This is a genomic window from Flintibacter sp. SJQ-8, assembly GCF_054108085.1.
The window spans coordinates 548,912-573,943 of record NZ_JBPJWR010000004.1; the positions used below are offsets into that span (position 1 = coordinate 548,912).

Consider the following 25,032-nt stretch of genomic DNA (forward strand, 5'->3'; position numbering starts at 1 on the left):
TCACGAGAGCGGGGGACGAGTTATGGTCTACGCAGCGTCGGATATTCACGGGCGGTGGGAGAAATACCGCGCTTTGCTTGAGCGGCTCTCCCGGGAGGACCCGGACTATACCCTGTATCTGCTGGGGGACAGCATCGACAGGAACAAGGGCGGCTGCCGCATCCTGCTGGACGCCATGAAGCGGCCCAACGTGATCTCCCTCCTGGGGAACCACGAATTCAGCGCCGCCGTCTGCCTGCCCTGGCTGCTCCAGGAGGTGACGGAGGAAACTCTGTCCGCGGTGGACCAGGAGCGGATCACCTCGGTCCAGGAGTGGATATTTAATGGCGGCGCGCCCACCCTGGAGGAGCTGCGGGAGCTGAGCCGCCAGGAGAAGGCGGCCATCCTGGACTACATCCGGGACATGGACGTCTATGCCGAAGTGGAGACCGGGGGGCGGTCCTTTTTGCTGACCCATGCGGGGCTGGACCACTTTCAGCCGGAGAAGGACCTGGAGGACTATGCCCTGCCGGACTTTCTCTTTGGCCGCGCCTTTGCCGAGCAGCGGTTTTATGAGGGGGAGTTCCTGGTCTTCGGCCACACGCCCACCCGGGAGATCCACCGGCAGTTGGGGCAATCGCCGGTGGACAACGTGATCTTTGGTGAGAACAAGATCGCCATCGACTGCGCCTGCGGCTATGACGGCGGGCGGCTGGGCTGCCTGAATCTGAACACCCTGGCGGTGTTTTACCTCTGAGCCAGGGCCGCCTGATACTCCGCCAGCACCTGGGCCACGGTGGACATCTCGTTCACCTGGCCCACCTCTGCCCCGCAGAAGAACAGGCCCTCCTCCCAGTCGCCCTCTACGGCCCGGATGAGGGCGTGGGTGATGCAGTAGGGGGTCTGGGCGGGGTCGCAGGTCTTGATGCACCCGGCGCACCACTGAGGGGCCTGACGCTCTCCCGCCTCCATGCGGGCGATGAGGGGGCTGTAGATGGCCCGCCCGGGCATACCCACCGGGCTGTGGATGATGCGCACGTCCTCGGCCCTAGCCCGGAGGATGGCGTCTTTATAGGCCTGGGAGGCGTCGCACTCCTCCGTGGCGATGAGACGGGTGGCGATCTGCACCCCGGAGGCCCCCAGGCCCCGGAACCGAGTTAAATCGGCTCCGGTCAGGCCGCCCCCCGCCACAAAGACGGGGATGTCCCGGCCATATTTCTCCCTGTAGGGGGCCAGCTCCGTCAGCACCTGGGGCAGGATGTCCTCTAACGGCTGGGCCGTACCGGCCAGCAGGTCGCCCTCGTGAAAGCCCAGGTGTCCCCCGGCCTTGCAGCCCTCGATGACCAGAAAGTCCGGGGTCACGCCATAGCGCTTGTCCCAGGTCTTCAGAATGAGCTTGGCCGCCCGGGCGCTGGACACGATGGGGGCGAGAGCCACGTCCGCCTTCCCCACCAGGCCGGGCAGTTCTAAAGGCAGGCCCGCCCCGGAGATGATGGCGTCCGCCCCCGCCTCCACCGCCGCCCGGACCAGGGGGGCGTACTGCTTCATGGCTACCATCAGGTTCACCGCCACCAGACCACGGCCATTGGACAGACGCCGGGCGCGGTCGATCTCCTGCTTCAGGCCCCGCAGATCGGCTTCCTGGGGATTCTGGCGGAAATCGGCTTCCCGATAGCCCGCGTGGGCCGCGCTGACGCACCCCATCCCCCCGCAGGCGGCCACCGCCCCGGCTAGGCCGCCCAAAGACACTCCAACGCCCATGCCCCCCTGGATCACAGGCAGGGGCAGACGCTTGTTTCTGATTTGAATCATGGTATATCAAACTCCATATAATATAATTTTTAAAACTAGATTATATGATATCATAGAATTGATTTTTGTCAATGGCAAGATACTTTTCGTCATTCCCCGATTGGAATGCGGGGCGGACTGTGGTAAAATACCGGTATCATAGAGCGAAAGGGGCGGCGGCCATGCGATACACACTGATGCACAAGGAGATACCGGTTTTGGACATGGACCTGGACGAGGCCACCAGCTCCGTACAGAAGATCGCCGCCGTGTATCAGCCCCGGCACCTGCCCCTGGGGACGGGGACAAAAAAGGACGGGGTAGACCGGGCAGCGCTGAACGCCTGGTGGATCGACCGGAGCATCCCGGCCAGCCGCTCCGGCGTGCGCCGGGCCCTGGAGACCCTGGATCTGCCCAACACCCAGATGCTGCTCACCCGCTGCTTCGGCCTGAGCCTGTCTGACCAATACTGGGTGCGGCCTGAATACAGTGGGCTGGAGTGGAAGCAGATCAACTTCTTTGAAGATCCTTTTTCCGAGAACGTGGGCGACGTGCTCCTGGGAAAGGCGGCGGACGCCGCCGGGTTCGACCTCCGTTCGCCGGACAACACGTCAGACGGCTATCTGAAAAAGCGCTGGAAGATCATCGGCGGGAAGCGCTGCCTGCTGAAGGCCGGGAGCAACCCCTTTATGCAGCAGCCCTTCAACGAGGCGGCGGCCAGCCTGGTGGCCCAGCGGCTGGGCATCCCCCACGTGCCCTATACCCTGCTGTGGGACGAGGGCGTCCCCTACAGCGTCTGTGAGGATTTCATCACACCGGACACGGAACTGGTCAGCGCGCGGCGGGTGATGCAGACGGTGAAAAAGGACAACAGCACCTCGGTCTATCAGCATTACCTTAATTGCTGCCGGGCCCTGGGCGTGGCCGATATCGCCCTGGCCGTGGACCAGATGATCGTGCTGGACTATCTCATCGCCAACGAGGACCGGCACCAGAACAACTTCGGCCTGATCCGGGACGCCAACACCCTGGAGTGGCTGGGGGCCGCCCCCATCTTCGACAGCGGCTCCTCTCTGGGCTATGACAAACTGCCGCCCCAGATCCTCTCCCCCCGCATGACCGAGTGCAAGCCCTTTAAGCGGACCCACGACGAGCAGATCAAGCTGGTCCGGTCCTTCGCCTGGATCGACTTTGACCAGCTGGACGGCATCGAACAGGACCTCCGCCGCATCTTTGACCAGGCGGGGGACTATATGGACGAGAACAGAAAATCCGCCATCCTCGCCGCCTTCTCCGCCCGATCAGACAATTTGAAGGCCCTGGCCAAGACCCAGCACCCCATAGACGACCAGACCCAAGACGTGGAGCAGGATGTGGCGGAGGATTATGTTAATTGAAATCAACGAGGTGAGACCATGGCGGAAGCGAAGAGCATTGTGACCTATCAGACCAGGGAATACGGCGTGGTGAAGGTCAAGCTGGCCGCGCTGATGGACCGGCGGGGGATCACCCGAAACCGGCTGCGGACGCTGACGGGCATCAAATACGACGTGATAGACCGCTATTATAAAAACGAGGTGGTCTCCATGGTGGACATGGACTTTCTGGCAAAGGTCTGCTATGTCCTGGACTGCCGGGTGGAGGACGTCCTGGAATATGAAAAACCGGCGGAGTCCGCGCCGTGACAGGGCGATTTTTGTGATATAGACCATTCAAAGCCGACGGGGCGCGTCTTCCGTCGGCTTTTCTTCTGCATAAAACTCCCTATAACCAAACGCTTATACAAGACATAGCACATTTGGGAATGGCCTTTTTCGGGAAAGCATGGTAAATTGCTTAACAGAAACAAGAGTTAAATATTTAACAAGGTCGGCCCGCTCAAGCCGAACCTGACAGGTAGCTTTTGTTTTCTATTCCTTTTTTCATTTTTCATCCATCCTTCCAGAACAACCAGCAGGGGGCGTCCAGAACGGACGTCCCCTTGTTGGTTTTTAAATTTTTAAACGCCGATACCAGAACCGTGCTATACTGGGCTTATCTGTTGAAGCAAACGAGAAAGAGGGAGCTTATCATGTGGCTGATGTTTGCCGTGGGGTCGACGCTGTTTGCCGGTCTCACCTCCATCTTGGCCAAGTGCGGCATCCGCAAAACGGACTCCACCGTGGCCACCGCCATCCGCACTATCGTGGTGCTGCTCTTCTCCTGGGCCATGGTGTTTCTGGTGGGGGGAACGCTGGTGATGCTGGTGTAACGCCACGACGAGCCGCCAAAAAGACGGCTTGTTTTTTTGTAAAAGTTCCGGTAAAATCGTCTTGAGAAAAGATATCCGCCCGATTTCGTTCAGACAGGAGGTTCCCCATGAAGAAAAGACGGTTAGCAGCTTTATTTCTTGCCGCCGCATCTCTGCTGGCCCTGTGTGCCCTGGCCGGGTGCGCCGGTCGGGGGGAGAGCCGGACAGAGGAGGACGTCCCCCTGGATCTTTTGGCTTACTCCGTGTGGGCGCGCCTGGACCGGCAGAACGACGTATATTTCCAGGCGGCCCGGTTAGCAGACGACTATCTGTCGTCGGAGGAGCGGGACACTGCGGAGGCCCGGTTCCAGGGGTTCTGCCGGGGCGTGAACGTCATGGCCCAGGACCAGATCATCTATAACCAGGTCAACGCCATTTTCCAGGGGCAGGATACCCTGAAAAAGGCGGTGAAACAGCTGGTCACCGCCACCCTGACCTGTAAGCTGGACGAACTGCCCCTCTCCCGGCTGTCGGACGAGGAAGTGACCCAGCTGCGGGACACCCTCCAGACCCTGGCCGAGTGCTGTGACCGGGGAGAAGAAAGCTCCCTGGCCCACTGCATCGAAAACCGGACGGAGGGCGACGATTTGACCGCCGCCATCGCCCGGGTGACGGAGGCGGTACAGGGGCTGGAGAGACTGACTGCCGAATAATATCCATCGACCTGCGGGCCGCCCATGGGGCGGCCCATTTTTTGTCCCCGCCCAATCTTAAACAAATCTTCAGACTTTCTTTGTCTGGCGCTAAAACTTCTCTGCTATGCTGTGCAATACATCAAGCGTCACAGCAAAAGGAGAGAAGCATATGGCATCTGCACAGGAGCTGCTGCAAGAACAGTCTGACCTCCCGGCCGCTCAGCCGGGGGAGGGCCCCAAGAAGAGGGGGCGGATCAAATTCCCCAAGCTGAAAAGAAAGCTGCCGGTGAAGCGGCTCATCGCCCTGGCCCTGGCGGCGGGGGCCGTGTATTGGCTGTTTCTCCGCCCGGGGGGCGGGGGGCAGGTCATCCAGGCCAGCTATACCGCCGCCCCGGTGACCATGCGGGATATCGTAGTGTCTGTTTCGGGCACGGGGACGGTGACTCCCGCCGACTCCTACAAAGTGGGGGCTTTGGTGACGGGGGAGATCTTAGAGGCTCCCTTTGCCGAGGGGGACCGGGTGGAGAAGGGGGCCCTGCTCTATCGGGTGGACCCCGGCGCGGCCCAGACCGCCCTGGACCAGGCCCAGCTGAACGTGCGTCAGGCCCAGCTGGCCTATGACGACCTGGCCGCCGCCCAGCGCCCCGCCGCCAGCCTGGCGGGAGTGGTGCAGCAGGTCCACGTCCAGCGGGGGGACCAGGTGTCCCCTGGTTCGCCCATCGCGGACATCGCCGACCTGTCGGTGATGACCCTCACCCTGCCCTTTCAGTCCGCTGACGCCGCCCGCCTGACCCTGGGCCAGAGCGCCGCCGTCACCCTGGACGGGACCATGGAGACCCTGAGCGCCACGGTGGAGTCGGTGTCCACCGCCGATCTGGTGGGCAATGGCGGGAGCCTGGTGCGCCAGGTGAAGCTGCGGCTGCACAACCCCGGGGCCCTGTCCCCGGACCAGAGCGCCACCGCCCGGGTGGGGGATATCGCCTGCGCCGCCGGGGGCAGGCTCCAGGCCAACTCCCGCCAGACCATCACCGCCCAGACCAGCGGCGAGGTGAGCCAGGTGCTGGTCACCGCCGGGAGCCGGGTGGCCGCCGGGGATGCCCTGGCCGTGCTGGGCGGCTCCGCCGCCGCCAGCGCTTTGGAGAACGCCGCCATCACGTTAGAGAACGCCCGCCTGAGCCTGCAAAGCGCCCAGGACGCCCTGAACAACTATGTCATCACTGCGCCGATCTCGGGCACGGTGGTGGAGAAGAGCTTTAAGGCCGGGGACAAGATCGAGACCGAGGCCCTGTCCGCCGCCAATGGCACCCTGGCCACCCTGTATGACATGTCTCAGCTCACCTTCCGCATGGCGGTGAACGAGCTGGACATCAATAAGGTGGCCGTGGGCCAGCGGGTGGAGATCACCACCGAGGCCCTGTCCGGCCAGATCTTCACCGGCACAGTGGACAAAGTGAACATCAACGGGACCACCACCAACGGCTTTACCACCTATCCCATCACCATCCGCCTGGACGGGGACGGGACGGAGCTGGCCCGGCAGGGTTTAAGACCGGGCATGAACGTGTCCGCCACCATCATCGGCCAGTCGGTGGAGAACGCCCTGTGCGTCCCCGTGGGGGCGGTAAGCCGGGGGAACAAGCTGCTGGTGGCCGCGCCCGGCGCTCTGGCCGAGGACGGGACCACGGTGCTCGACCCCACCAAGACGGAGGAGCGCCAGGTGGTGCTGGGGGCCAGCGACGACAGCTATGTGCAGATCTTGTCCGGCCTGTCCCAGGGGGAGACGGTGCTGGTGCCTGGCCAGGACCAGGTCCAGACAGACGGCAGTGTCGTGATGACCGACTCCGGCGGGGAGGGCTGAGCCTATGGCAGAGCACCTGATCGAACTGCGGGACATCTATAAGATCTACCCCATGGGAGAGGAGACGGTCCATGCCTTGGATGGCATCAGCCTGACCATTGACCGGGGGGAGTTCGTGGCCATTGTGGGCCAGTCCGGCTCGGGCAAGTCCACCGCCATGAACATCATCGGCTGTCTGGACGTGCCAACCTCGGGCACCTATCGCCTGGGAGGCGTGGACGTGTCCACCATGGGGGACGACCAGCAGGCGGACATCCGAAACAAGATGCTGGGCTTTATCTTTCAGCAATATAATCTGATCCCCAAGCTCACCGTGGAGGAGAACGTGGAGCTGCCCCTGCTGTATGCCGGGGTGGCCCCGGAGGAGCGCCGCCGCCGGGCCAAGAGATCACTGGAGCGGGTGGGCCTGGGGGACAAGGGGCGGCATCTGCCCGCCCAGCTCTCCGGCGGCCAGCAGCAGCGGGTGTCCATCGCCCGGGCCCTGGCGGGGGACCCCTCCGTCATCCTGGCCGACGAGCCAACGGGGGCGCTGGACTCCCGTACCGGGCGGGAGGTGCTGCACTTTCTCCAGCAGCTCAACGACGAGGGGAACACGGTGGTCCTCATCACCCACGACAACTCCATCGCCGTGAAGGCCAAGCGCATCGTCCGCCTGCAGGACGGGCACATCATCTATGACGGGGACGCCCACGACCCCCGGGCGGTGGTCCAGCCCGACGAGAACCGAGAGGAGGCCGCGCCGTGAACGTCACCCAATCTTTCAAGCTGGCCCTGAAATCTCTGCGCACCAGCAAAATGCGGGCCTTTCTCACCATGCTGGGCATTATCATCGGCGTGGCCGCCGTCATTATCATCATCTCCCTGGGCAACGGCCTGACGCGCATGGTGGAGCAGCGGGTGGAAAAGCTGGGGGTGACCCAGATCATGGCCTATACCTTTGGCATGGGGGACGGCACCACCGGCAACGTGACCCCACAGGAAATATACGACCTGGTGGAGGGCCACCCGGACGTGTTCAGCGGCGTGACTCCCTGGGTCAGCGCCGGGACAGGGGTGCGCCGGGGGGACACCCAACTGAAAAAGACGGCCATCACCGGGGTGAGCGAGGCCATGTACCGCCCGGAGACGGGCACCACCCTGGACGGCGACGCTTTGGGCCGTGGGCGGTTTTTGCAGTATGTAGACGTGCAGCAGCGGAAAAACGTGTGCGTCATCGGGGCATACGTGGAACGGGAGGCCTTTCAGGGGGACGCCCTGGGCCGGGAGCTGCTCGTCGGCGGCGTGCCCTATACGGTGGTGGGGGTGATGGCCCAGTCCCAGACCACCATGGAGGAGGGGGGCGGGGACGACCTGGTCTATGTCCCCTATGAAAACGCCATGCAGCTGTCCGGCAGCGGCTTTGTCTCCCTCTACCAGCTAACCGCCCGCACCCGGGACACGGTGGAGCAGGCCCGGGAACTGCTGCGGGACCTGATGGTGCAGAAATTCCCCGACCCGGACGCGGAATACAACGAATATATGATCACCACCATGCTGGAGCAGGTGCAGCAGATCAACGCCATGATGGGGGTGGCCATGGCTGTGCTGGTGGCCATCGCCGCCATCAGTCTGCTGGTGGGGGGCATCGGCATCATGAACATCATGCTGGTCTCCGTCACCGAGCGCACCCGGGAGATCGGCATCCGCAAGTCTCTGGGGGCCAAGCGCCGGGACATCCGGTGGCAGTTCATCATCGAGGCGGGCACCACCTCCGCCGCCGGCGGCCTGCTGGGCATCGGCCTGGGCTGTTTAGTCGCCAGCGGCATCGGCTCTGTTCTAGGCGGGACTCTGGCCCAGAGCATGGGCGGCGGCATCACCTTCTCCGCCACCCCCACCCCCATGGCCGTGGCCGTCAGCTTCGGCGTGTCCGTGGGCATCGGCGTGCTGTTCGGATATTTACCGGCCAACAAGGCGGCGAAATTGAATCCCATTGATGCGCTGAGATATGATTGAGGACGGCCCTCTCAGTCACGGCTATCGCCGTGCCAGCTCCCCCACAGGGGGAGCCAAGTTCCCAGCCCTGTCATTGCGAGGAGGGCAACGCCCGATGTGGCAATCCGTTCCTCGTCTTACTTGCCTCCCCCTTTGGGGGAGGTGCCCAGTGCGTACACTGGGCGGAGAGGGCCAGCGGCCTTTGGCCGCCCGCAGATATGATCCCTTCTGAAAGGAGCACTTCCTATGAAAAACCGACTTTCCTCCCTGGCGCTGGCCGGGGTGTTGTCTCTCTCTTTGATCCTGCCGGTGGGGGCGGCCAGTGCCGCGGCCCCGGAGGACCAGGCCATCCAGACGGTGAACGCCCTGGGGATCATGGTGGGGGACCGCACCGGGTCCATGGACCTGTCCCGCTCCGTCACCCGGGCGGAGTTTGTCACCATGGCGCTAAAGGCCATGGGCCGCCAGATCGGCCAGGCGGCCTCCTCCCCCTATCCCGACGTGCCCTGGAGCCACTGGGCGGCGGGCTATGTGGAGGCGGGGGTGGCCGCCGGGCTGGTGTCCGGCTATTCCGACGGGCGCTTTCGCCCCTCCAGCACCATCACCCTGGCCGAGGGGGTGACCATCGCCCTGCGGCTGCTGGACTATGGCCCCGACGACTTTACCGGGGCCTATCCCACCGGCCAGCTGGCCCAGTACCACAGCCTGAAGCTGGACCGGGGCGTCACCGCCCAAAGCGCCGCCAGCCCCATGACCCGGCGGGACGCCATGTTCCTCTTCTATAACCTGATGACCGCTAAGAATAAGAGCGGGACCGTCTATCTGGAGACCCTGGGCCACAAATTAAATGCCGCCGGGGAGATCGACCTGGTGGCCCTGGTCAGCGACGCCATGGAGGGCCCCCTGGTGGTCGGCGGGGGCTGGAAAAATGACCTGCCCATGGCCGTATCCGGGGCGCTGGTCTATCGCCAGGGGAAGCTGTCCGCCCTGTCCACGGTGAAGGACGGGGACGTGATCTATTGGAACCGGGCCATGAACGCCATCTGGGCCTATAGCGACCGGGTCACCGGGACCATTCAGGCCATTCAGAACCCGGACAGCCCCACCGCCGTGACGGTGGCGGGGCGCACCTGCGCCATCGAGAGCGCCGCCGCAGCCTATGCCCTGTCCGACCTGGGGGAATATCGCCTGGGGGACACGGTGACGCTGCTGCTGGGCCGGAACGGGGCGGTGGCCGCCGTGACGGGCACCCCCTCGGGCACCGGCTCCGCCGCCTATACCAGCCAGCGCGTCGGCGTGGTGACGGCCATTGAGAGCGCCCAGTATTCCGACGGCAAGGGGGGCACCTACACCTCCCGCACCGCCGTGGTCCTGGCCACCGACGGCCAGACCTATCGCTATGAGAATCAGGCCGGCCTGTCCGCCGGGAGCCTGGTCCAGGCGGAGGCCGCCGCCGATAAAGTCACTCTGCGGCCTTTGCCCGCCGCCTCCCTGTCCGGGTCGGTGGACCGCTCCGCCGCCCGCCTGGGCCGCTATCCCTTTGCCGGCGACGTGGAGATCCTGGACGTGAGCGGCAGCGCCGCCGTGCGCGTCTACCCCCAGCGCCTGGCGGGGATGAGCCTCGCTGAAGGGAACGTGTCCTATTATCACCTGAACGGCGCGGGGGAAATTGACCGCCTGGTGCTGAAGGACGCCACCGGGGACATGTACGCCTATGGCGTGGTCACCCGCATCTCCTCCTCCAAGGACGGCAGCATGAAGGGCTATGACTATGACATCGGCGGCACAGCGGGGTCCATCCCCCTGTCCTCCACCCGCCTGCCCGTGGACGGCGTGGGCGGCGTGCGGTGCAAGGGCGACCCCAGCGCCCCAGAGGGGCTGTACTCCCTCACCGCTCTGCGGGGCGGCACGGTGGAGGGCAACACCCTTCGGGCCGGGGGCAAGACCTATACCCTGCCGGACAACGTGGCCGTGTACCGGGTGAAGAACGGGAGCTATTACCGGATCACCCTGGCCCAGCTGGGGCAGGGCGACACCCTCACCGCCTGGTATGACCGCCCGGATGAGCAGGGCGGCCGCATCCGGGTCATCACCGCCGCAGAAAATTAAAACAGACAAAAAGAACCCGCTCCGGGACCTGATTCCAAGTCCCGGAGCGAGTTTTGTTTAGCCCTCCACCAGATTTTCCAGGGGCTGGCCCGCCAGATAGCGCTTTAGGTTGTCCTGGGCCATCTCAATGCAGGTGCGGCGGGTGATCTCCAGCCGCATCCCCCCGGCCACGTGGGGGGTGATGAGCAGATTTGGAATATCCCACAGGGGGCTGTCCTGGGGGAGCGGCTCGGGCGTGGTCACGTCCAGAGCGGCCCCCCACAGGCGGCCCTCCCCCATGACATGGGCCAGGGCGTTTTGATCCAGCACGCTGCCCCGGCCCGCGCTGACGAGGATGGCCCCCTCCTTCATCCGGCGCAGCCGGTCCTCGTTCATCAGACCCACCGTTTGGGGGGAGTGGGGCACCACCAGCACCACCACGTCCGCCTGGGGAAGCAGGTCGTCCAGCCGCTCCATGGGGAACACCTGGTCAAAGCCCTCCACTGTTCCCCGCACCGTGCGCTTCAGCCCTAAGGTGTGAGCGCCCAGGCCCTGGCACATGGCGGCGAAGGTGCTGCCGATGTGTCCGGCCCCCACCACCAGAACGGTGCTGCCCCGGACGCACTTCATCCGGCCCCGGTCCTTCCACTCATGGGCCCGCTGGCTGTCCCGATAGACGGGCAGGCGGCGGCACACCGCCAGGAGACTTGCCAGAATGTGCTCGGCCACACTGACCCGGTTGGACCCGCTGGAGGAGGTGAACTTCACCCCCGCCGGGATGTGCCCAGCATAGTCGTCCGTCCCCGCCCACATGGTCTGGAACCACCGCAGGGATTTGGCCTCGGCCAGGCGCTCCGGCTTGGGCCAGCCGAAGATCACCGTGGCCCGGGCCAGCTCCTCCTCTGTCACGGCGCTCCCTTTGGTGTAGATGTGCTCCGCCTGGGGGGCGATGGCGGCAAACTCCCCCTTCTCCTTCTCCGTCACCGGGAGAAGGTTCAAAATGACCTCCGGCATAAACGTGCTCCTCTCTTGCATGTTCTGATCTGGCCTGCCCCGCCCTGTAGGCGGGGCGTTTTCGTCTATTATACCCGGCAGAGGCCCCCGCTGGCAAGGCCCCGGCTTTACTCCCCGGGGCGGCTGTGGTAAAATAAATCATCTATTCTTGTTTGTGTTCTAAACCCCTGCAGGGTTGGAACACAGGATATTCGATCCGGGGAGAGGAGGCGCCGCCATGGTCGTGAAACCGGATACCCCCCTGACCCAGTTCCCCGGTGTGGGGGAGGTGCGGGCCAAGAAGCTGGCCCACCTGGGGCTGAACACCGCCGGGGACCTGCTGACCTATTACCCCCGGGACTATGAGGACCGGCGGCAGGTCTATGCCATCCGCCAGGCCCCGGAGGGGGTGCGGGTGTGCGTGCGGGCCATGGTGGCCCAGCACCCCCGGCTCGCCCGCATCCGAAAGGGGCTGGATCTGGTCCAGGTGCCCGTGGTGGACCAGGGGGGCACCCTGCACCTGACCTTTTTCAACCAGAGCTATGTGGAGCGGGCCCTGCTGCCCGGGGAGGACTATGTCTTCTATGGCCAGGTGGAGCGCCAGGGCAACCGCCTGTCCATGACCAACCCGGTGTTCGAGCGGGCGGACCGCCAGGACGTCACCGGGCGCATCGTCCCCGTCTATCCCCTCACCGCCGGGATATCCAGCCACCTTCTCTCCAGTCTGGTGCGCCAGGCCCTGCCCTGCGCCAGGGGGATGGCGGACACCCTGCCCCAGGGGGTGCGCCAGGCCCACCACCTGGCGGCGGCGGAGTTTGCCCTCACCGCCATCCACTTTCCCCCGGACGACCAGGCATTGGACCTGGCCCGGCGGCGGCTGGCCTTTGAGGAGCTGTTCTACCTGGCGGTGGGTCTGGCCTTTCTCAAGCGCCGCCGCATGACGGGCGCGCCCGGCTGCCGGGTCCCCGCCCTGCCGGTGGACCAGTTTGCCGCCCTGCTGCCCTTCTCCCCCACCGATGCCCAGCGCCGGACCATGGAGGAGGCCGCCCGGGACATGGCCTCCGGCAGGCCCATGAACCGCCTGGTCCAGGGGGATGTTGGCTCGGGCAAGACGGTGGTGGCCGCCTACGCCGGGTGGCTGGCGGTGCAGGGGGGCTTTCAGGCGGCCATGATGGCCCCCACCGAGGTGCTGGCCGAGCAGCACTTCCGCACCCTGTCCGCCCTGCTCTCCCCCGCCGGGGTGCGGGTGGGTCTGCTCACCGGGGCCATGACCGCCGCCCAAAAGCGCAAGGTCCACGCCGCCCTGGCCCAGGGGGACATCGACTTTGTGGTGGGCACCCACGCTCTGCTGTCCCAGGGGGTGGCATTCCGGCGACTGGCTCTCATCGTCACCGACGAGCAGCACCGCTTCGGCGTGGAGCAGCGCTCCGCTCTGGCGGAGAAGTCCGCCGCCGGAGGGATGCCCTCCCCCCACGTGCTGGTCATGTCCGCCACGCCCATCCCCCGCACATTGGCCCTGATCCTGTACGGCGATTTAGACGTGTCCGTCATCGACCAGCTGCCCCCCGGACGCACCCCCATCTCCACCTATGTCATCCGGGAGGACAAGCGCCAGCGGATGTATAACTTCGTCCGCCGTCAAGTCGGGGAGGGCCGCCAGGTGTATATCGTCTGCCCCGCGGTGGAGGAGGACCCGGAGGCCGCCCTGCCCGGGGAGGAGTCCCCCGCCATGACGCTGAAGGCGGTGAAGAGCTACGCCCAGCGCCTTCAGCGGGAGGTGTTCCCCGACCTGACGGTGGACATCCTCCATGGGAAGATGCGCCCCAAGGAGAAGGACGCGGCCATGCGGGCCTTTTCTGAGGGGAAAACGCAGGTGCTGGTGGCCACCACGGTGATCGAGGTGGGGGTGGACGTGCCAAACGCCACGCTCATCATCATCGAGAACGCGGACCGCTTTGGCTTAAGCCAGCTCCACCAGCTGCGGGGCCGGGTGGGCCGGGGGGAGCACCTCTCCTTCTGCGTCCTGCTCACCGCCACCCGGAACCCGGACTCTATGGCCCGGCTGCGCACCCTAGCCTCCACCACCGACGGCTTTCAGATCTCCCGGGAGGACCTGAAGCTGCGGGGGCCGGGGGACTTCTTCGGGCGGCGGCAGCACGGCCTGCCCCAGATGAAGCTGTCTGATCTGGCCGCCGACATGCCCCTCCTCCACGAGGCCCAGGCCGCAGCGGAGGAGCTGCTGTCCCAAGACCCGGAGCTGCGCGCGCCGGAAAACCGCCCCGTCCTGGCCCGCGTGCGGCGGCTATTTGAGGATACGGGGAATAGTTTGAACTAAATTACCCCGGGCGGATGATATCCGCCCCTACGAAAAACCTGCAACACTTGGTGTAGGGGCGGCTATTAGCCGCCCGGAAAAATCCCACAAAAACGAAAACGTGAGGTAAAATTATGTTGACTTTCCGTGACATCACCCTGGCCGACCGGGAGCTGGTCATGCCCATGGTCCAGGCCTTTTATCAGACCGACGCGGTGGACCACCCGGTGGACCAAGCCATTCTGGACCGGTCCTTTCTGGCCGCCGCCGACCACGCCGAGCCCCTGCTGCGGGGGGTGCTGCTGTTTCAGGATGACCAGCCCGTGGGCTATATCTACCTGACCCAGTGCTACTCCGCCGAGGTGGGGGGCCGGTGCGTGTTCATCGAGGAGATCTTCCTGCTGGAACCCTACCGGGGCATGGGCCTGGGCCACCAGATCATGGCCTGGATCGAGAGCCAGTACCCCTCCGCCCGCCGCTTCCGCCTGGAGGTGACGGAGGTGAACCAGCGGGCCGCCGCCCTGTATGAAAAGAGCGGATACCAGTACCTCCACTATGACCAGATGGTGCTGGACAAGATCAGCGGGGGAATTGACGAGCATATTTGAGAAAAGCCTTCCCCCAGGGGAAGGCATATAAACGTGAGGAGGAAACATTTATGACCAACCACATGGAGACGGCCCGACAGTTGCGGGCCAGAACGGACGTACATTTCAACTGCTGCCAGTCTGTGCTGGTGTCCTTTGCCGCCGACCTGGGGCTGACGGAGGAGCAGGCCTTCGCCCTGGGCAGCAACTTTGGGGCGGGGATGCGCATGGGCTCGGCCTGCGGGGCCCTCACCGGGGCGCTGATGGCCCTGGGCCTGATGGGCTGCGACGAGAAAAAGGCCATCGAACTGCTGCGCCGGTTCCGAGCCGACCACGGGGCCACCGACTGCGCCGTGCTCCTGCGCGCCTCGAAAGACCGGGGCGAGGAGAAAAAGGCCCACTGCGACGGCCTGGTCTATGAGATGGTCCAGGCGGTGGAGGAGCTGGCCGAAAAATAAGACCACGCGGCAATACGTGTCCCTCGTCCCTTGCCCGTGTCAACAGAAAATTTATCAAGAATTTATGTAAGAAACACGCCTCCTTCTGCGTCTATACAACAGGAGAATAAAACTTCTGTCATAACACGTGGAAGGAGATGTGTTTTATGAGAAAGCGTACCTTTGCGTTAGCAGTTCCGGTTGTATTGGTCGTGCTGGGTGCCATATCTTTTTTCTCTTTCAGGCACAGTGAAATTCAAACATACACTGATCAAGATCATGGCTTTAGCATTGATCTGATGGAAAATCAATTTGCGGTTGAGACAACCTCTGATCCAGAAACAACGGAAATATCGTTCCTGGATAAAAATATTCAAAGTAATTACCCAGAATGGACAGGCACGGTATTTACCATTCTCGTATATGACAGAGATGTTGCCGGGGAAAATCCATTCAATCGTTTGGATGGACCAAACTATTTGGGGGAGAGCGACAGATTTTATTACGGGATCTATTTCCCAACAGATGTGAACTATCCACCAGATGAAGCGGAAGCGGCAGATCACTATGAAGAACTCAGCCGCTTTGCCCGTGACCGTGTTGCAGAGAGTTTTTCCATATTGCCTTGAAGCGTTCCCGCGCAATGACAACAAAACGACAAACGGCCCTGACCGGGGATGTGGTCAGGGCCGTTTGCCTGTGTGTGTTTGTAAAGGAGAGAGAGTAATAGGAGAAATATCTTGATTTCTTTCTTGGTACGCGTATAGAATACCGGATAATTGCGGCAGAATCGTGACGGCGGGATGAATTTTTTGTGAACATTGCAGAATCTTTTCCACTGTGGCCCCCTTGCGAAAGGCCGATTCCCCTTGTCAAGGGGAAATGTCCCGAAGGGACAAAAGGGATAGGGCTAGCTGGCAGCGAAGCTGACTGAGGGATTCCGTTTCCAAGATAGCTTTCCTGTGGTCGGAATCCTTCCGTCACGGGCTGCGCCCGTGCCACCTCCCTTTGACAAGGGAGGCTGATGGACGCAGAAACGAACTGCTTGGCGCAAGACGACAGAAGACCCTGACCGGGGTGGGGTCAGGGTCTTCTGCCTGTGTGTGTTTGAAAAAAGGAGAGGGAGAAAAAAGAGGTAGGTCATTTCGTTTGGTACAAGCATAGGATAAAGGATAATTGCGGCAAAATCGTGACCTTCCCGTGAACTTTTTGTGAATAAAACGACGCCCGCCGTCATAGGCTCCCGGAACTGCAAACTTTCTTGACGGACCTTCCCGTTGTATGGGATAATACAAGGCGTGCAGCGGGGCATTTTTTCCCCCTCTCACAGAAAGCGAGGCGCACATGCTGAAAAAATTGATTGGTCTCTGTCTTCGGGGCGGCGACCCCAAGGACCCAGGCATCCGCCGCCGCTGCGGGGCCATCTCCGGCGGCATGGGCATCGGCCTGAATCTGCTGCTGTTTGCCGGAAAACTGCTGGCGGGCATTTTGTCCGGTTCGGTGGCCATGGTCGCCGACGCAGTGAACAACCTGTCTGACGCGGCCACGTCGGTGGTCACGCTGGTGGGTTTCCGCCTGGCGGGGCAACAGGCCGACGCCGACCACCCCTTCGGCCACGGCCGCATCGAATACATCACCGGCCTGCTGGTGTCCCTGGCGGTGCTGCTCATGGGGGTGGAGATCGGCAGGTCGTCTGTCCAGGCCCTGCTCCAGCCCCAAAAAGTCCAGTTGAGCCTGCTGACCCTGGTCATTCTGGCGGCGGCCATCCTCATTAAATTGTGGATATTTGTGTTCAACCGGGCCCTGGGCCGGGCCATCGACTCTCAGGCCATGGCGGCCACGGCGGCGGACGCCCTGTCGGACATGGCCTCCACCGGGGCGGTGCTGCTGTCTGCCATCGTCGGCCAGTGGACCCGGCTGCCCATCGACGGGGCGGCGGGCCTTCTCGTCGCGGTGCTGATCTTAAAGACCGGGTGGGAGGCCGCCCAGGCCACCCTGGCCCCCCTGCTGGGCCGGCCCATGGACCCGGAGCTGGCCGCTGACATTGACCGCATCGTCCTGGGCCACGACAAAATTCTGGGCATCCACGACCTGGTCTATCACGACTATGGCCCGGGCCGGGCCATGATGTCCTTCCACGCGGAGGTGCCCGCCGACGAGAACCTGCTGGAGATCCACGACATTATCGACCACATCGAGCGGGAGCTGAAGGCCCGCCACGGCATCGACACAGTGATCCACATGGACCCGGTGGTGTGCGATGCGCGCACCACCAAGCTGCGCTCACAGGTGGAGCAGGTGGTCCATGACCTGGACCCCGCCCTGTCCATCCACGACTTCCGCATGACCCCCGGCCCCATCCACACCAACCTGATCTTCGACATCGAGGTGCCCTATGGCTTCCGCCTGACGGACCGGCAGGTGACCACCGAGGTGGGCTGGCAGCTGAAAAAGCTCTCCCCCCGGTATTACCCGGTGATCCAGATCGACCACCCCTATATCAAGTCCCCCGACCCGGAGCAGACAAGGGCCATCTGGCGGGGGCGGGGCTGATTTTTACAAAATGTTCACCCAAGCGCCCCGGTTCGTGTTACAATAAATAGCGTACATGAAACAGCGCAAGCGCATAAGATCTGTTCCTCCCGGACACGGGAGTTCCCATCTGCCTGAAAAACGACAAACGAGACAAACGAGAAATGGAGGAGACCTTCATGGCAAAGAAAGTCTTGATCGTAGAGGACGACGGCAACATTGCCGAGCTGCTGCACCTCTATCTGGAGAAGGAGGGCTTTGAGACCCAGGTGGCCGGCGACGGCGGCAAGGGGGTGGAGCTGTTCCGCTCCTTCCAGCCCGATTTAGTTCTGCTGGATATCATGCTGCCGGTGATGGACGGCTGGGGCGTGCTGAAGAAGATCCGGGAGCACGACAAGACCCCCGTCATCATGCTCACCGCCAAGGGCGAGACCGAGGACAAGGTCACCGGATTAGAGGGGGGCGCGGACGACTATATCGTCAAGCCCTTTGAGATGAAGGAGGTCCTGGCCCGCATCCACGCCGTCCTCCGCCGTACCGGCGGTGAGGAGGAGCAGACGGAGAAAAAGCTGTCCTTTGACAAGCTGGTCATCAATCTGGACTCCTATGAGCTGCTGGTAGACGGCAAGCGGGTGGACACGCCCCCCAAGGAGCTGGAGCTGCTCTATCACCTGGCCTCCGCCCCCAACCGGGTGTTCACCCGGAACCAGCTGCTGGACGAGGTGTGGGGCTTTGACTACTTCGGCGACAGCCGCACCGTGGACGTGCACATCAAGCGCCTGCGGGAGAAGCTGGAGGGCGTCAGCGACCAGTGGCGGCTGAAGACCGTGTGGGGCGTGGGCTATAAGTTCGAGGTGGGCGGCGGGACCTGACCTCCCGCTCCCCTGACCCGATCCTTAACACCAGGAGGCGATCCCTATGCGATCCCTTTATAAACGCCAGCTGACCATGATGGTGGGGGTGATGGTGCTGTCCTTCACCCTGCTGTCCACCGCCTTCATGCTGCTGTCTTACCGCTATATCATCTCGGAAAAGCGGGACGCCATGGCCCGCAACGCCAGCTATATCGCCACGTTCACCGCGTCCTATTACCAGCAGTATGACAGCATCCAGGACAAGATCTACAGCAACTATGTGGCCTCCATCGCCCGCATCTCCGACTCCTATGTCATCGTCACCAACCCCGACGGGGAGATCATCTATGCCACCGACGGGGACCACCTCTATGACTATGAGAACACCTGTCTGCCCAAGGCGGTGGTGGACCAGGTGCTCCACGACGGGGACTACACCGGCATGACCAATTTAGACGGGGTCTATCCCGAGCGGCGCTATGTGGCCGCCCTGCCCGTGGCCGCCATGACCCTGTCCGGGCGGACGGTGGTGGAGGGCCTGGTACTGGTGTCGGCAGACGCCTCCAGCCTGGCAGAGATGTGGTCGGCCATGGCCACCATCTTCTTCTTCTCCGCCGTGGTGGTGCTCATCATCTCTGTCATCGCCAGCACCCTCACCTCCGCCCACCAGGCCCGGCCCTTAAATGAGATGGCCGAGGCCGCCCGAAAGTTTGGCCGGGGGGAGTTCGACGTGCGGGTCACCGGCTATGAGGGCCGGTGCGACGAGATCAGCACCCTGGCCGAGTCCTTCAACACCATGGCAAACTCCCTGGCCAAGGTGGAGAGCCAGCGGTCAGAGTTCATCGCCAACGTGTCCCACGAGCTGAAGACCCCCATGACCACCATCTCCGGCTTTGCCGAGGGCATTCTGGACGGGACCATCCCCCCGGAGCGGGAGCGGGAGTCTCTCCAAATCATCGTGTCAGAGACCCGGCGGCTGTCCCGTCTGGTGCGGCGGATGCTGGACCTGTCCCGGCTGAACGCCCTGGCGGAGGACACCGTCACCGCCCAGGAACAGTTTGACCTGACCGAGGTGGTCAGCCAGGTGCTCATCAGCCTGGAGACCAAGATCACCGGGCGGAAGCTGGACGTGGACGTGCAGATGCCCGACGACAAGCTGATGGTGTGGGGCGACCCGGACTCCATCACCCAGGTCTGCTATAACCTGGTGGACAACGCCGCCAAGTTTGCCCCGGAGGGCAGCACCATCACCGTGCAGATATCCAAAAAGGACGGCAAGGCATACACCACCGTGCAGAACCTGGGGGCGACGATCCCCCCGGACGAGCTGCCATTGCTGTTTGACCGCTTCCACAAGGCGGACTACTCCCGCTCCATGGACCGGGAGGGCGTGGGCCTGGGCCTGTATATCGTCAAGACCATTCTGAATAAACTGAAGGAGAACATCACCGTCACCAGCGAGGACGGCGTGACCCGGTTCACCTTTACCCTCACCCTGGCCTGAGGGCCAGAAAACAAAAAGCCGAAAGGAGGCGCGCGCCATGGACGAGCGAGAAGAGCAAAACCGCGACCTGTGGCAGGGCGGCCCCTGGGAGCGCTCCGGCCCCCAGCCCGGTTCTCCCGGAGCCATGCCGCCCCGGTATGTCCCGCCCCGCCCGGTGCTCCGCCCCCGGCGGCGGAAGCGGCGGTTCTCTCTGCCCATCTGCATGGGCCTGGCCGCCCTGCTCATCTCTCTGGTGGCCATCAGCGCCGTGATGGAGTCCTTGTGGCCGGTGCAGCTGCTGCCCAGCGATGACGGGGACTACTCCTATCACCAGGACTATGACCAGGAGGAGCTGGACACCACGCCCCCGTCCATCCCCCGGGCCGCAACGGGCGCCGGCGTGACGGTGGAGCTGCGCCCGGACACGGGAGAGACGCTGACCTATACCCAGATCTATGACAAGAACCTGCCCTCTATGGTGTCCATCCAGGCGGAGGACGCCAAGTCCTATTCCACCGGCACCGGCGTGGTCCTCACTTCCGACGGCTATATCATCACCAACGCCCACGTGGTGGCCGGGGCGGACAAGGTCCAGGTGGTCTGCTCAGACAACCGGGTGCTGGATGCCGCCTTGGTGGGCTTCGACGCAAACGAGGACCTGGCCGTCTTAAAAGTGGAAGCCACTGACCTGACCCCGGCGGAGTTTGGGGACTCCTTCGCCCTGCGCTGCGGCGACCCCGTGGCCGCCATCGGGGACCCCCTGGGCTATCGCTCCACCATCACCGACGGAATCGTCTCCGCCCTGGACCGGGACGTGGACGTGGACGGGGTGTCTATGGTTCTCATCCAGACCAGCGCCGCCATCAACATGGGCAACTCCGGCGGGGCCCTCATCAATCAATATGGCCAGGTGGTGGGCATCACCACCGTGAAGATCGTCACCGACGACGGCTCGGCAGAGGCCCTTGGCTTTGCCATCCCCTCCCGCCGGGTGAAGTATGTGGCCGACACCCTCATCGCCGGAAAGACCGTCCGCCGGGGCATCTTCGGCTTCACCGTGCTCACCCGTCCGGCCCAGGGGGGCGGTCTGACATTGGACAGCGTGGACAAGGCCAGCGACGCCTATGCCCAGGGCCTGCGGGCCGGGGACGTGCTCATTGCCGCCAACGGCCAGAGCCTGAACGCGGTGGAGGACCTGGTGCGGTTAAAGCAATCCCTGGGCGCGGGGGACGCCGTGTCCCTCACCTATGTGCGGGACGGGCAAAGCTACACGGCATCCGTGGCCCTCATCGACCCGGATGACTGAACGATTAGAGACAGAAACATAAGAGGAGACCGAAAGCCATGGCATATGACGTAAAGTCGGTGAACACCACCCTGTGCTACCTCCGCCGGGGGGAGGACTATCTCATGCTCCACCGGGTGAAGAAGCAGAACGACGTAAACCAGGACAAGTGGATCGGCGTGGGCGGCAAGTTCGAGGCGGACGAGAGCCCGGAGGACTGCCTCCTGCGGGAGGTCCGGGAGGAGACCGGCCTGAACCTGACCCGGTATCAATACCGGGGCATCGTCACCTTTGTCTCCGAGCGTTGGGTGACGGAGTATATGCACCTGTTCACCGCCGACGGCTGGACGGGGGAGATCGGGGAGTGCAGCGAGGGCGTGCTGGAGTGGGTCCCCCGCTCCCGCCTGCTGGAGCTGCCCCACTGGGAGGGGGACGCCATCTTCCTGGACCTGCTGGCCCGGGACGTGCCCTTCTTCTCCCTGAAGCTGCGCTATGACAAGGATGACCAGCTGGTGGAGGCCGTTTTGAACGGGGAGAAAATTCGATAAAGAAAAGTAGAACGGGTCGCCGGGATGTTTTTCCCAGCGACCCGCTTTTTCGATTGACATTTCCTGTCCCGTGTGCTACCATCTGTTTTGTCTCAAATAAAACAATTTGGAGGCGATCACCCTGACGCTGGAGCAACAGGATAGGAACTATCTGGGCCGGTGCCCGCTGCTGCGGGGGGTGCCGGAGGACGGGATAGCCCGGGTGCTGGACGAGCCGGGGGCGGAGCTGGCCCGCTTCTCCGGGGGACAGGTGGTATACAGTCCCCAGCACTTCTCCCGCCGCCTGGGGGTGCTGCTGTCGGGCAGCCTTCAGGTGACCAAGGGGGAGCTGACCGTCAGCTGTCTGGAGCCGGGGGAGCTGTTCGGCGCCGCCGCCCTGTACTGCGACACCCCCCAGTATGCCACCACCATCACCGCCCGCAAGCCCAGCCGCTGTCTCATGCTGGACCAGGCCCTCATCGACCGGATGCTGGAACAACAGCCCAAGATCCGGGAAAACTATCTGCGCTATCTCACCGGACGCATCCGGTTTTTGTCCAGCCGCCTGCAATCCCTGGCCCAGGCCGGGGCGGAGGGCAAACTGGCCCGCTATCTGCTGGCCAACGGCCAGGGGGGCAGCGTCACCTGCACCGCCTCCGGGCTGGCCCAGCGGCTGGGCATCAGCCGGGCCTCCCTCTATCGGGCCTTCGAGGCGCTGGAGAAAAGCGCCCTCATCGTCCGCCGGGGCAAAACCATCCTGATCCCCGACCTGGCCGCCCTGGAGTCCGTCCTGTGAGAGAAAGCACCCATCAAGACCATCGAGAAAGGAACATGAACATGAAAAAGACTCTGTCTCTGCTGCTGGCCGCCGCCATGACCCTGTCCCTGCTGGCCGGCTGCGGCAGCAAAACCAACGACAGCTCCTCTCAGCCTGTCGACAACACCTCCGCCTCCGCCAGCCAGTCTCAGCAGCCGGTGGATAAGACCGACGTGAACTTTATGGCCCTGTCCGGCCCCACCGGGGTGGGCGCGGCCTATCTGATGAAGTATTACAGCGCCGAGACCTCCCCCGCCGACTGCCCCGTGGCCCTGAACTCCACCGTGGTGGCCGACAATAAGGAGGTCACCGACGCCCTGGTCAACGGCACCGCCGATATCGCCGCTGTGGCCACCAACGTGGCCGCCAACCTGGCCGCCAAGACGGACGGCGGCATCCAGGTGCTGGCCGTGAACACCCTGGGCGTGCTGTATATCCTGGAGAAGGGGGACTCCGTCCAGTCCATGGCCGACCTGGCGGGCAAGACGGTGTACGCCACCGGCCAGGGCGCCAACCCCGAGTATGTCCTCAACTATCTGCTGACCCAGAACGGCGTGGACCCCAGCCAGGTGGACATCCAGTGGATGACCGCCCAGGAGGTCACCGCCCAGATGGCCTCCAGCGACAGCGCCATCTGTATGCTCCCCGTCCCCGCCGCCACCGCCCTGATGATGAAGGACCAGGGTGTGCGCCAGGCCCTGTCCCTGTCCGACGAGTGGGACAAGCTGGGCCAGGGCTCCCTGGCCATGGGCTGCGTGGTGGGCCGCACCCAGTTTATTGAGGAGCACCCCGAGACGGTGGATGCCTTCCTGGACCTGTACGGCGACTCCATCACCTTTATGAGCGACGAGCATGGAGTCGCCGGTGCCGCCGCCTTGGTGGGCGAGCTGGGCATCACCGCCAACGAGCAGATCGCCCAAAAGGCCATCCCCCAGTGCAACCTGACCTTTATCACCGGGGCGGACATGAAGGCCACCCTGGAGGAGTATTACCAGGTGCTGTTCCAGGCCGACCCCGCTTCCATCGGCGGCTCCATGCCCTACGACGCCTTCTATTATGGGGCGGAGTAAATCCCTGAAAAACAAAATAGCCCTGCTGCTGCCCCCGGCCTTCTGGCTGGGGGTTTGGCAGCTTGGGGCCTTTTTGGTGGACCGCCGGGTGGGGGGCCGAGGAAACGAGCTGCTGCTGCCCTATCCCGTCACCGTGGCCCGCGCCCTCATCCGCCTGGGGCAGACGGGAGAATTCTGGCAGACGGTGCTGGTGTCCCTGGGCCGCATTCTGGCGGGCATGGGGGCGGGGACCCTGCTGGGGGCGGTTTTAGCCGCGGCGGCCTGCGCCTCCCCCTGGGCCGGGCGGCTCATCGCCCTGCCGGTGCGGGTGATCCGGGCCACGCCGGTGGCCTCCTTCATTCTGCTGATCCTGCTGTGGACAGACCGGACCTTTGTCCCCGGGGTCATCGCCGGGCTGATGGTGCTGCCCGTGGTGTGGGGCAATCTGTGCCGGGGTATCCGGGAGACCGACCCCAAGCTGCTGGAACTGGCGGCGGCCTATCGCTTTTCCCGGTGGAAGCGGGTGCGGCTTATTTATCTGCCCAGCCTGCGGCCCTATTTCCTGGCCGCCGTGACCACCGCCATGGGCCTGGCCTGGAAGTCGGGGGTGGCCGCCGAGGTACTGTGTATCCCACGCCCGGCCATCGGCACTCAGATCTATAACAGCAAGCTCTATCTGGACATCCCCGATCTCTTCGCCTGGACGGTGGCGGTGGTGGCCCTGTCCCTGCTGCTGGAGGGCCTGCTGCGGCGGCTGCTGGAGCGGGACAAGAGAAGGGGGGGCGGCGCATGATCTGCCTTGAAAACGTGACCCTGCGCTATGGCCAGCGGACGGTGCTGGACCGCTTCTCCCTGGTCCTGCCCGAAACCGGGATAACGATCCTGCGGGGACCATCCGGCTGCGGCAAGACCACGCTGCTGCGTCTGCTGGCGGGGCTGGAGCAGCCCGAAGAGGGCAGCATCTCCGGCGTCGCCCCCGGGGAGACGGCCTTTCTCTTTCAGGAGGACCGGCTGTTCCCCTGGCGCACCGCCCGGCAGCAGCTCACCGACGTGCTGCCCCGGCAGCGGCGGGGGGAGTGGCAAAAGTGGCTGTCTCTGACGGAGCTGGAGGGGGAGGGGGAGCGCTATCCCGCCCAGCTCTCCGGCGGCATGGCCCGGCGGCTGGCCCTGGCCCGGTGCCTGGCCCTGGGCGGGCGGCTCTATTTGATGGACGAGCCCTTCTCCGGCGTGGACACAGACCGGGCCCGGCGCATTTTAACGCGCATCCGGGAGCTGCACCTGCCCACCATCCTCACCTGCCACGACCAGACGCTGCTGCCCCTGGCAGATCAGGTGGTGGAGCTGGACGGGCCGCCGTTAAAGCTGATCTGTGGTGACCTGTCCTAACGGCGGTTCTCCGCCCGGGCAGCTGTCCCCTCCCCCCTGAATGATTTTAAGATTTTCCCCCAGAAATCTGTCTGGATATGCCTTGCAAATCTTGGCGAAACCAACTACAATGGGTAATAGCAAGTAAATCGCGCCCGGGTATCCGGCGCGTGACAT

Annotated in this window: 23 protein-coding genes and 1 pseudogene; 22 read left to right on the top strand and 2 right to left on the bottom strand. The window is 63.8% G+C overall.

The genetic code is table 11. The annotated features are described in order from the left end of the window. Positions 1 to 22: 22 nt before the first annotated feature. Entirely contained in the window at positions 23 to 736 is a 714-nt protein-coding gene (locus tag ACSAMP_RS03645) for a metallophosphoesterase (protein ID WP_457799535.1), read from the top strand. On the opposite strand, the gene ACSAMP_RS03650 is transcribed toward ACSAMP_RS03645, so the two are convergent. Next, positions 727 to 1,791 (bottom strand): NAD(P)H-dependent flavin oxidoreductase, encoded by a 1,065-nt coding sequence (locus ACSAMP_RS03650; RefSeq protein WP_457799536.1) that lies wholly within the window; start codon positions 1,789 to 1,791, stop codon positions 727 to 729. The two genes, ACSAMP_RS03645 and ACSAMP_RS03650, sit on opposite strands and share 10 nt — an antisense overlap. Before the next feature lie 161 nt (positions 1,792 to 1,952). On the opposite strand from ACSAMP_RS03650, the gene ACSAMP_RS03655 reads away from it, so the two are divergent. The 8 genes and pseudogenes from ACSAMP_RS03655 to ACSAMP_RS03690 all read left to right on the top strand — a co-directional run bounded on the left by ACSAMP_RS03655 (position 1,953) and on the right by ACSAMP_RS03690 (position 10,633). Further along, positions 1,953 to 3,167, top strand: a complete 1,215-nt coding sequence (locus tag ACSAMP_RS03655) for a HipA domain-containing protein (RefSeq protein ID WP_457799537.1) — start codon at positions 1,953 to 1,955, stop codon at positions 3,165 to 3,167. An 18-nt stretch (positions 3,168 to 3,185) separates the two neighbouring features. Then, entirely contained in the window at positions 3,186 to 3,455 is a 270-nt protein-coding gene (locus tag ACSAMP_RS03660; RefSeq protein ID WP_457799538.1) for a helix-turn-helix domain-containing protein, read from the top strand. A 386-nt stretch (positions 3,456 to 3,841) separates the two neighbouring features. Next, a pseudogene (locus tag ACSAMP_RS03665) lies at positions 3,842 to 3,997 on the top strand (EamA family transporter); the annotation flags it as partial. Positions 3,998 to 4,128: 131 nt separating this feature from the next. Beyond that, complete coding sequence (locus ACSAMP_RS03670; protein WP_457799539.1) at positions 4,129 to 4,713, top strand: hypothetical protein; 585 nt, start codon at positions 4,129 to 4,131, stop codon at positions 4,711 to 4,713. A gap of 151 nt (positions 4,714 to 4,864) precedes the next feature. Further along, positions 4,865 to 6,553 carry an efflux RND transporter periplasmic adaptor subunit gene (locus ACSAMP_RS03675; RefSeq protein ID WP_457799540.1) on the top strand — a complete coding sequence of 563 codons (1,689 nt, stop codon included), beginning with the start codon at positions 4,865 to 4,867 and terminating at the stop codon, positions 6,551 to 6,553. A 4-nt stretch (positions 6,554 to 6,557) separates the two neighbouring features. Next, positions 6,558 to 7,298, top strand: coding sequence for an ABC transporter ATP-binding protein (locus tag ACSAMP_RS03680; protein ID WP_457799541.1), 741 nt, complete (start codon positions 6,558 to 6,560; stop codon positions 7,296 to 7,298). Continuing rightward, a complete protein-coding gene (locus tag ACSAMP_RS03685; protein WP_457799542.1) occupies positions 7,295 to 8,545 on the top strand; it encodes an ABC transporter permease in 1,251 nt (416 codons plus the stop codon). The genes ACSAMP_RS03680 and ACSAMP_RS03685 overlap by 4 nt, the downstream gene beginning before the upstream one ends. A gap of 225 nt (positions 8,546 to 8,770) precedes the next feature. Further along, complete coding sequence (locus ACSAMP_RS03690) at positions 8,771 to 10,633, top strand: S-layer homology domain-containing protein (protein ID WP_457799543.1); 1,863 nt, start codon at positions 8,771 to 8,773, stop codon at positions 10,631 to 10,633. Positions 10,634 to 10,690: 57 nt separating this feature from the next. Here the strand turns inward: ACSAMP_RS03690 and ACSAMP_RS03695 are convergent, their stop codons facing one another. Beyond that, positions 10,691 to 11,626, bottom strand: coding sequence for a D-2-hydroxyacid dehydrogenase (locus tag ACSAMP_RS03695; RefSeq protein ID WP_457799544.1), 936 nt, complete (start codon positions 11,624 to 11,626; stop codon positions 10,691 to 10,693). Positions 11,627 to 11,843: 217 nt separating this feature from the next. Here ACSAMP_RS03695 and recG point away from each other — a divergent pair, with 217 nt between their 5' ends. From recG to ACSAMP_RS03760, 13 genes are all read left to right on the top strand, one after another. Beyond that, positions 11,844 to 13,940, top strand: a complete 2,097-nt coding sequence (gene recG, locus ACSAMP_RS03700) for an ATP-dependent DNA helicase RecG (protein ID WP_457799545.1) — start codon at positions 11,844 to 11,846, stop codon at positions 13,938 to 13,940. 113 nt (positions 13,941 to 14,053) lie between these two features. Then, positions 14,054 to 14,527 carry a GNAT family N-acetyltransferase gene (locus tag ACSAMP_RS03705; protein WP_457799546.1) on the top strand — a complete coding sequence of 158 codons (474 nt, stop codon included), beginning with the start codon at positions 14,054 to 14,056 and terminating at the stop codon, positions 14,525 to 14,527. 50 nt (positions 14,528 to 14,577) lie between these two features. After that, positions 14,578 to 14,964 (top strand): C-GCAxxG-C-C family protein, encoded by a 387-nt coding sequence (locus ACSAMP_RS03710; RefSeq protein WP_457799547.1) that lies wholly within the window; start codon positions 14,578 to 14,580, stop codon positions 14,962 to 14,964. Positions 14,965 to 15,110: 146 nt separating this feature from the next. After that, a complete protein-coding gene (locus tag ACSAMP_RS03715) occupies positions 15,111 to 15,572 on the top strand; it encodes a hypothetical protein (protein WP_457799548.1) in 462 nt (153 codons plus the stop codon). A 715-nt stretch (positions 15,573 to 16,287) separates the two neighbouring features. Then, a complete protein-coding gene (locus tag ACSAMP_RS03720) occupies positions 16,288 to 17,496 on the top strand; it encodes a cation diffusion facilitator family transporter (RefSeq protein ID WP_457799549.1) in 1,209 nt (402 codons plus the stop codon). 158 nt (positions 17,497 to 17,654) lie between these two features. Further along, positions 17,655 to 18,347, top strand: a complete 693-nt coding sequence (locus ACSAMP_RS03725; RefSeq protein ID WP_441796958.1) for a response regulator transcription factor — start codon at positions 17,655 to 17,657, stop codon at positions 18,345 to 18,347. 46 nt (positions 18,348 to 18,393) lie between these two features. Beyond that, the gene (locus tag ACSAMP_RS03730) at positions 18,394 to 19,833 is read left to right on the top strand and encodes a sensor histidine kinase (RefSeq protein WP_457799550.1); all 1,440 of its coding nucleotides are present in this window, start codon (positions 18,394 to 18,396) and stop codon (positions 19,831 to 19,833) included. A gap of 37 nt (positions 19,834 to 19,870) precedes the next feature. Beyond that, on the top strand, positions 19,871 to 21,118 hold the full coding sequence (locus tag ACSAMP_RS03735; protein ID WP_457799551.1) for a S1C family serine protease: 1,248 nt from the start codon (positions 19,871 to 19,873) through the stop codon (positions 21,116 to 21,118). A gap of 38 nt (positions 21,119 to 21,156) precedes the next feature. Further along, positions 21,157 to 21,645, top strand: coding sequence for an NUDIX hydrolase (locus tag ACSAMP_RS03740; protein WP_441796955.1), 489 nt, complete (start codon positions 21,157 to 21,159; stop codon positions 21,643 to 21,645). Between the two features lie 106 nt (positions 21,646 to 21,751). Then, positions 21,752 to 22,420, top strand: a complete 669-nt coding sequence (locus tag ACSAMP_RS03745; protein ID WP_457799552.1) for a Crp/Fnr family transcriptional regulator — start codon at positions 21,752 to 21,754, stop codon at positions 22,418 to 22,420. A 41-nt stretch (positions 22,421 to 22,461) separates the two neighbouring features. Further along, positions 22,462 to 23,511, top strand: a complete 1,050-nt coding sequence (locus tag ACSAMP_RS03750; RefSeq protein ID WP_457799553.1) for an ABC transporter substrate-binding protein — start codon at positions 22,462 to 22,464, stop codon at positions 23,509 to 23,511. Next, complete coding sequence (locus tag ACSAMP_RS03755) at positions 23,498 to 24,283, top strand: ABC transporter permease (protein WP_457799554.1); 786 nt, start codon at positions 23,498 to 23,500, stop codon at positions 24,281 to 24,283. Before ACSAMP_RS03750 ends, ACSAMP_RS03755 begins: the two co-directional genes overlap by 14 nt. Next, positions 24,280 to 24,876 (top strand): ATP-binding cassette domain-containing protein, encoded by a 597-nt coding sequence (locus tag ACSAMP_RS03760; protein ID WP_457799555.1) that lies wholly within the window; start codon positions 24,280 to 24,282, stop codon positions 24,874 to 24,876. Before ACSAMP_RS03755 ends, ACSAMP_RS03760 begins: the two co-directional genes overlap by 4 nt. Positions 24,877 to 25,032 lie beyond the last annotated feature (156 nt).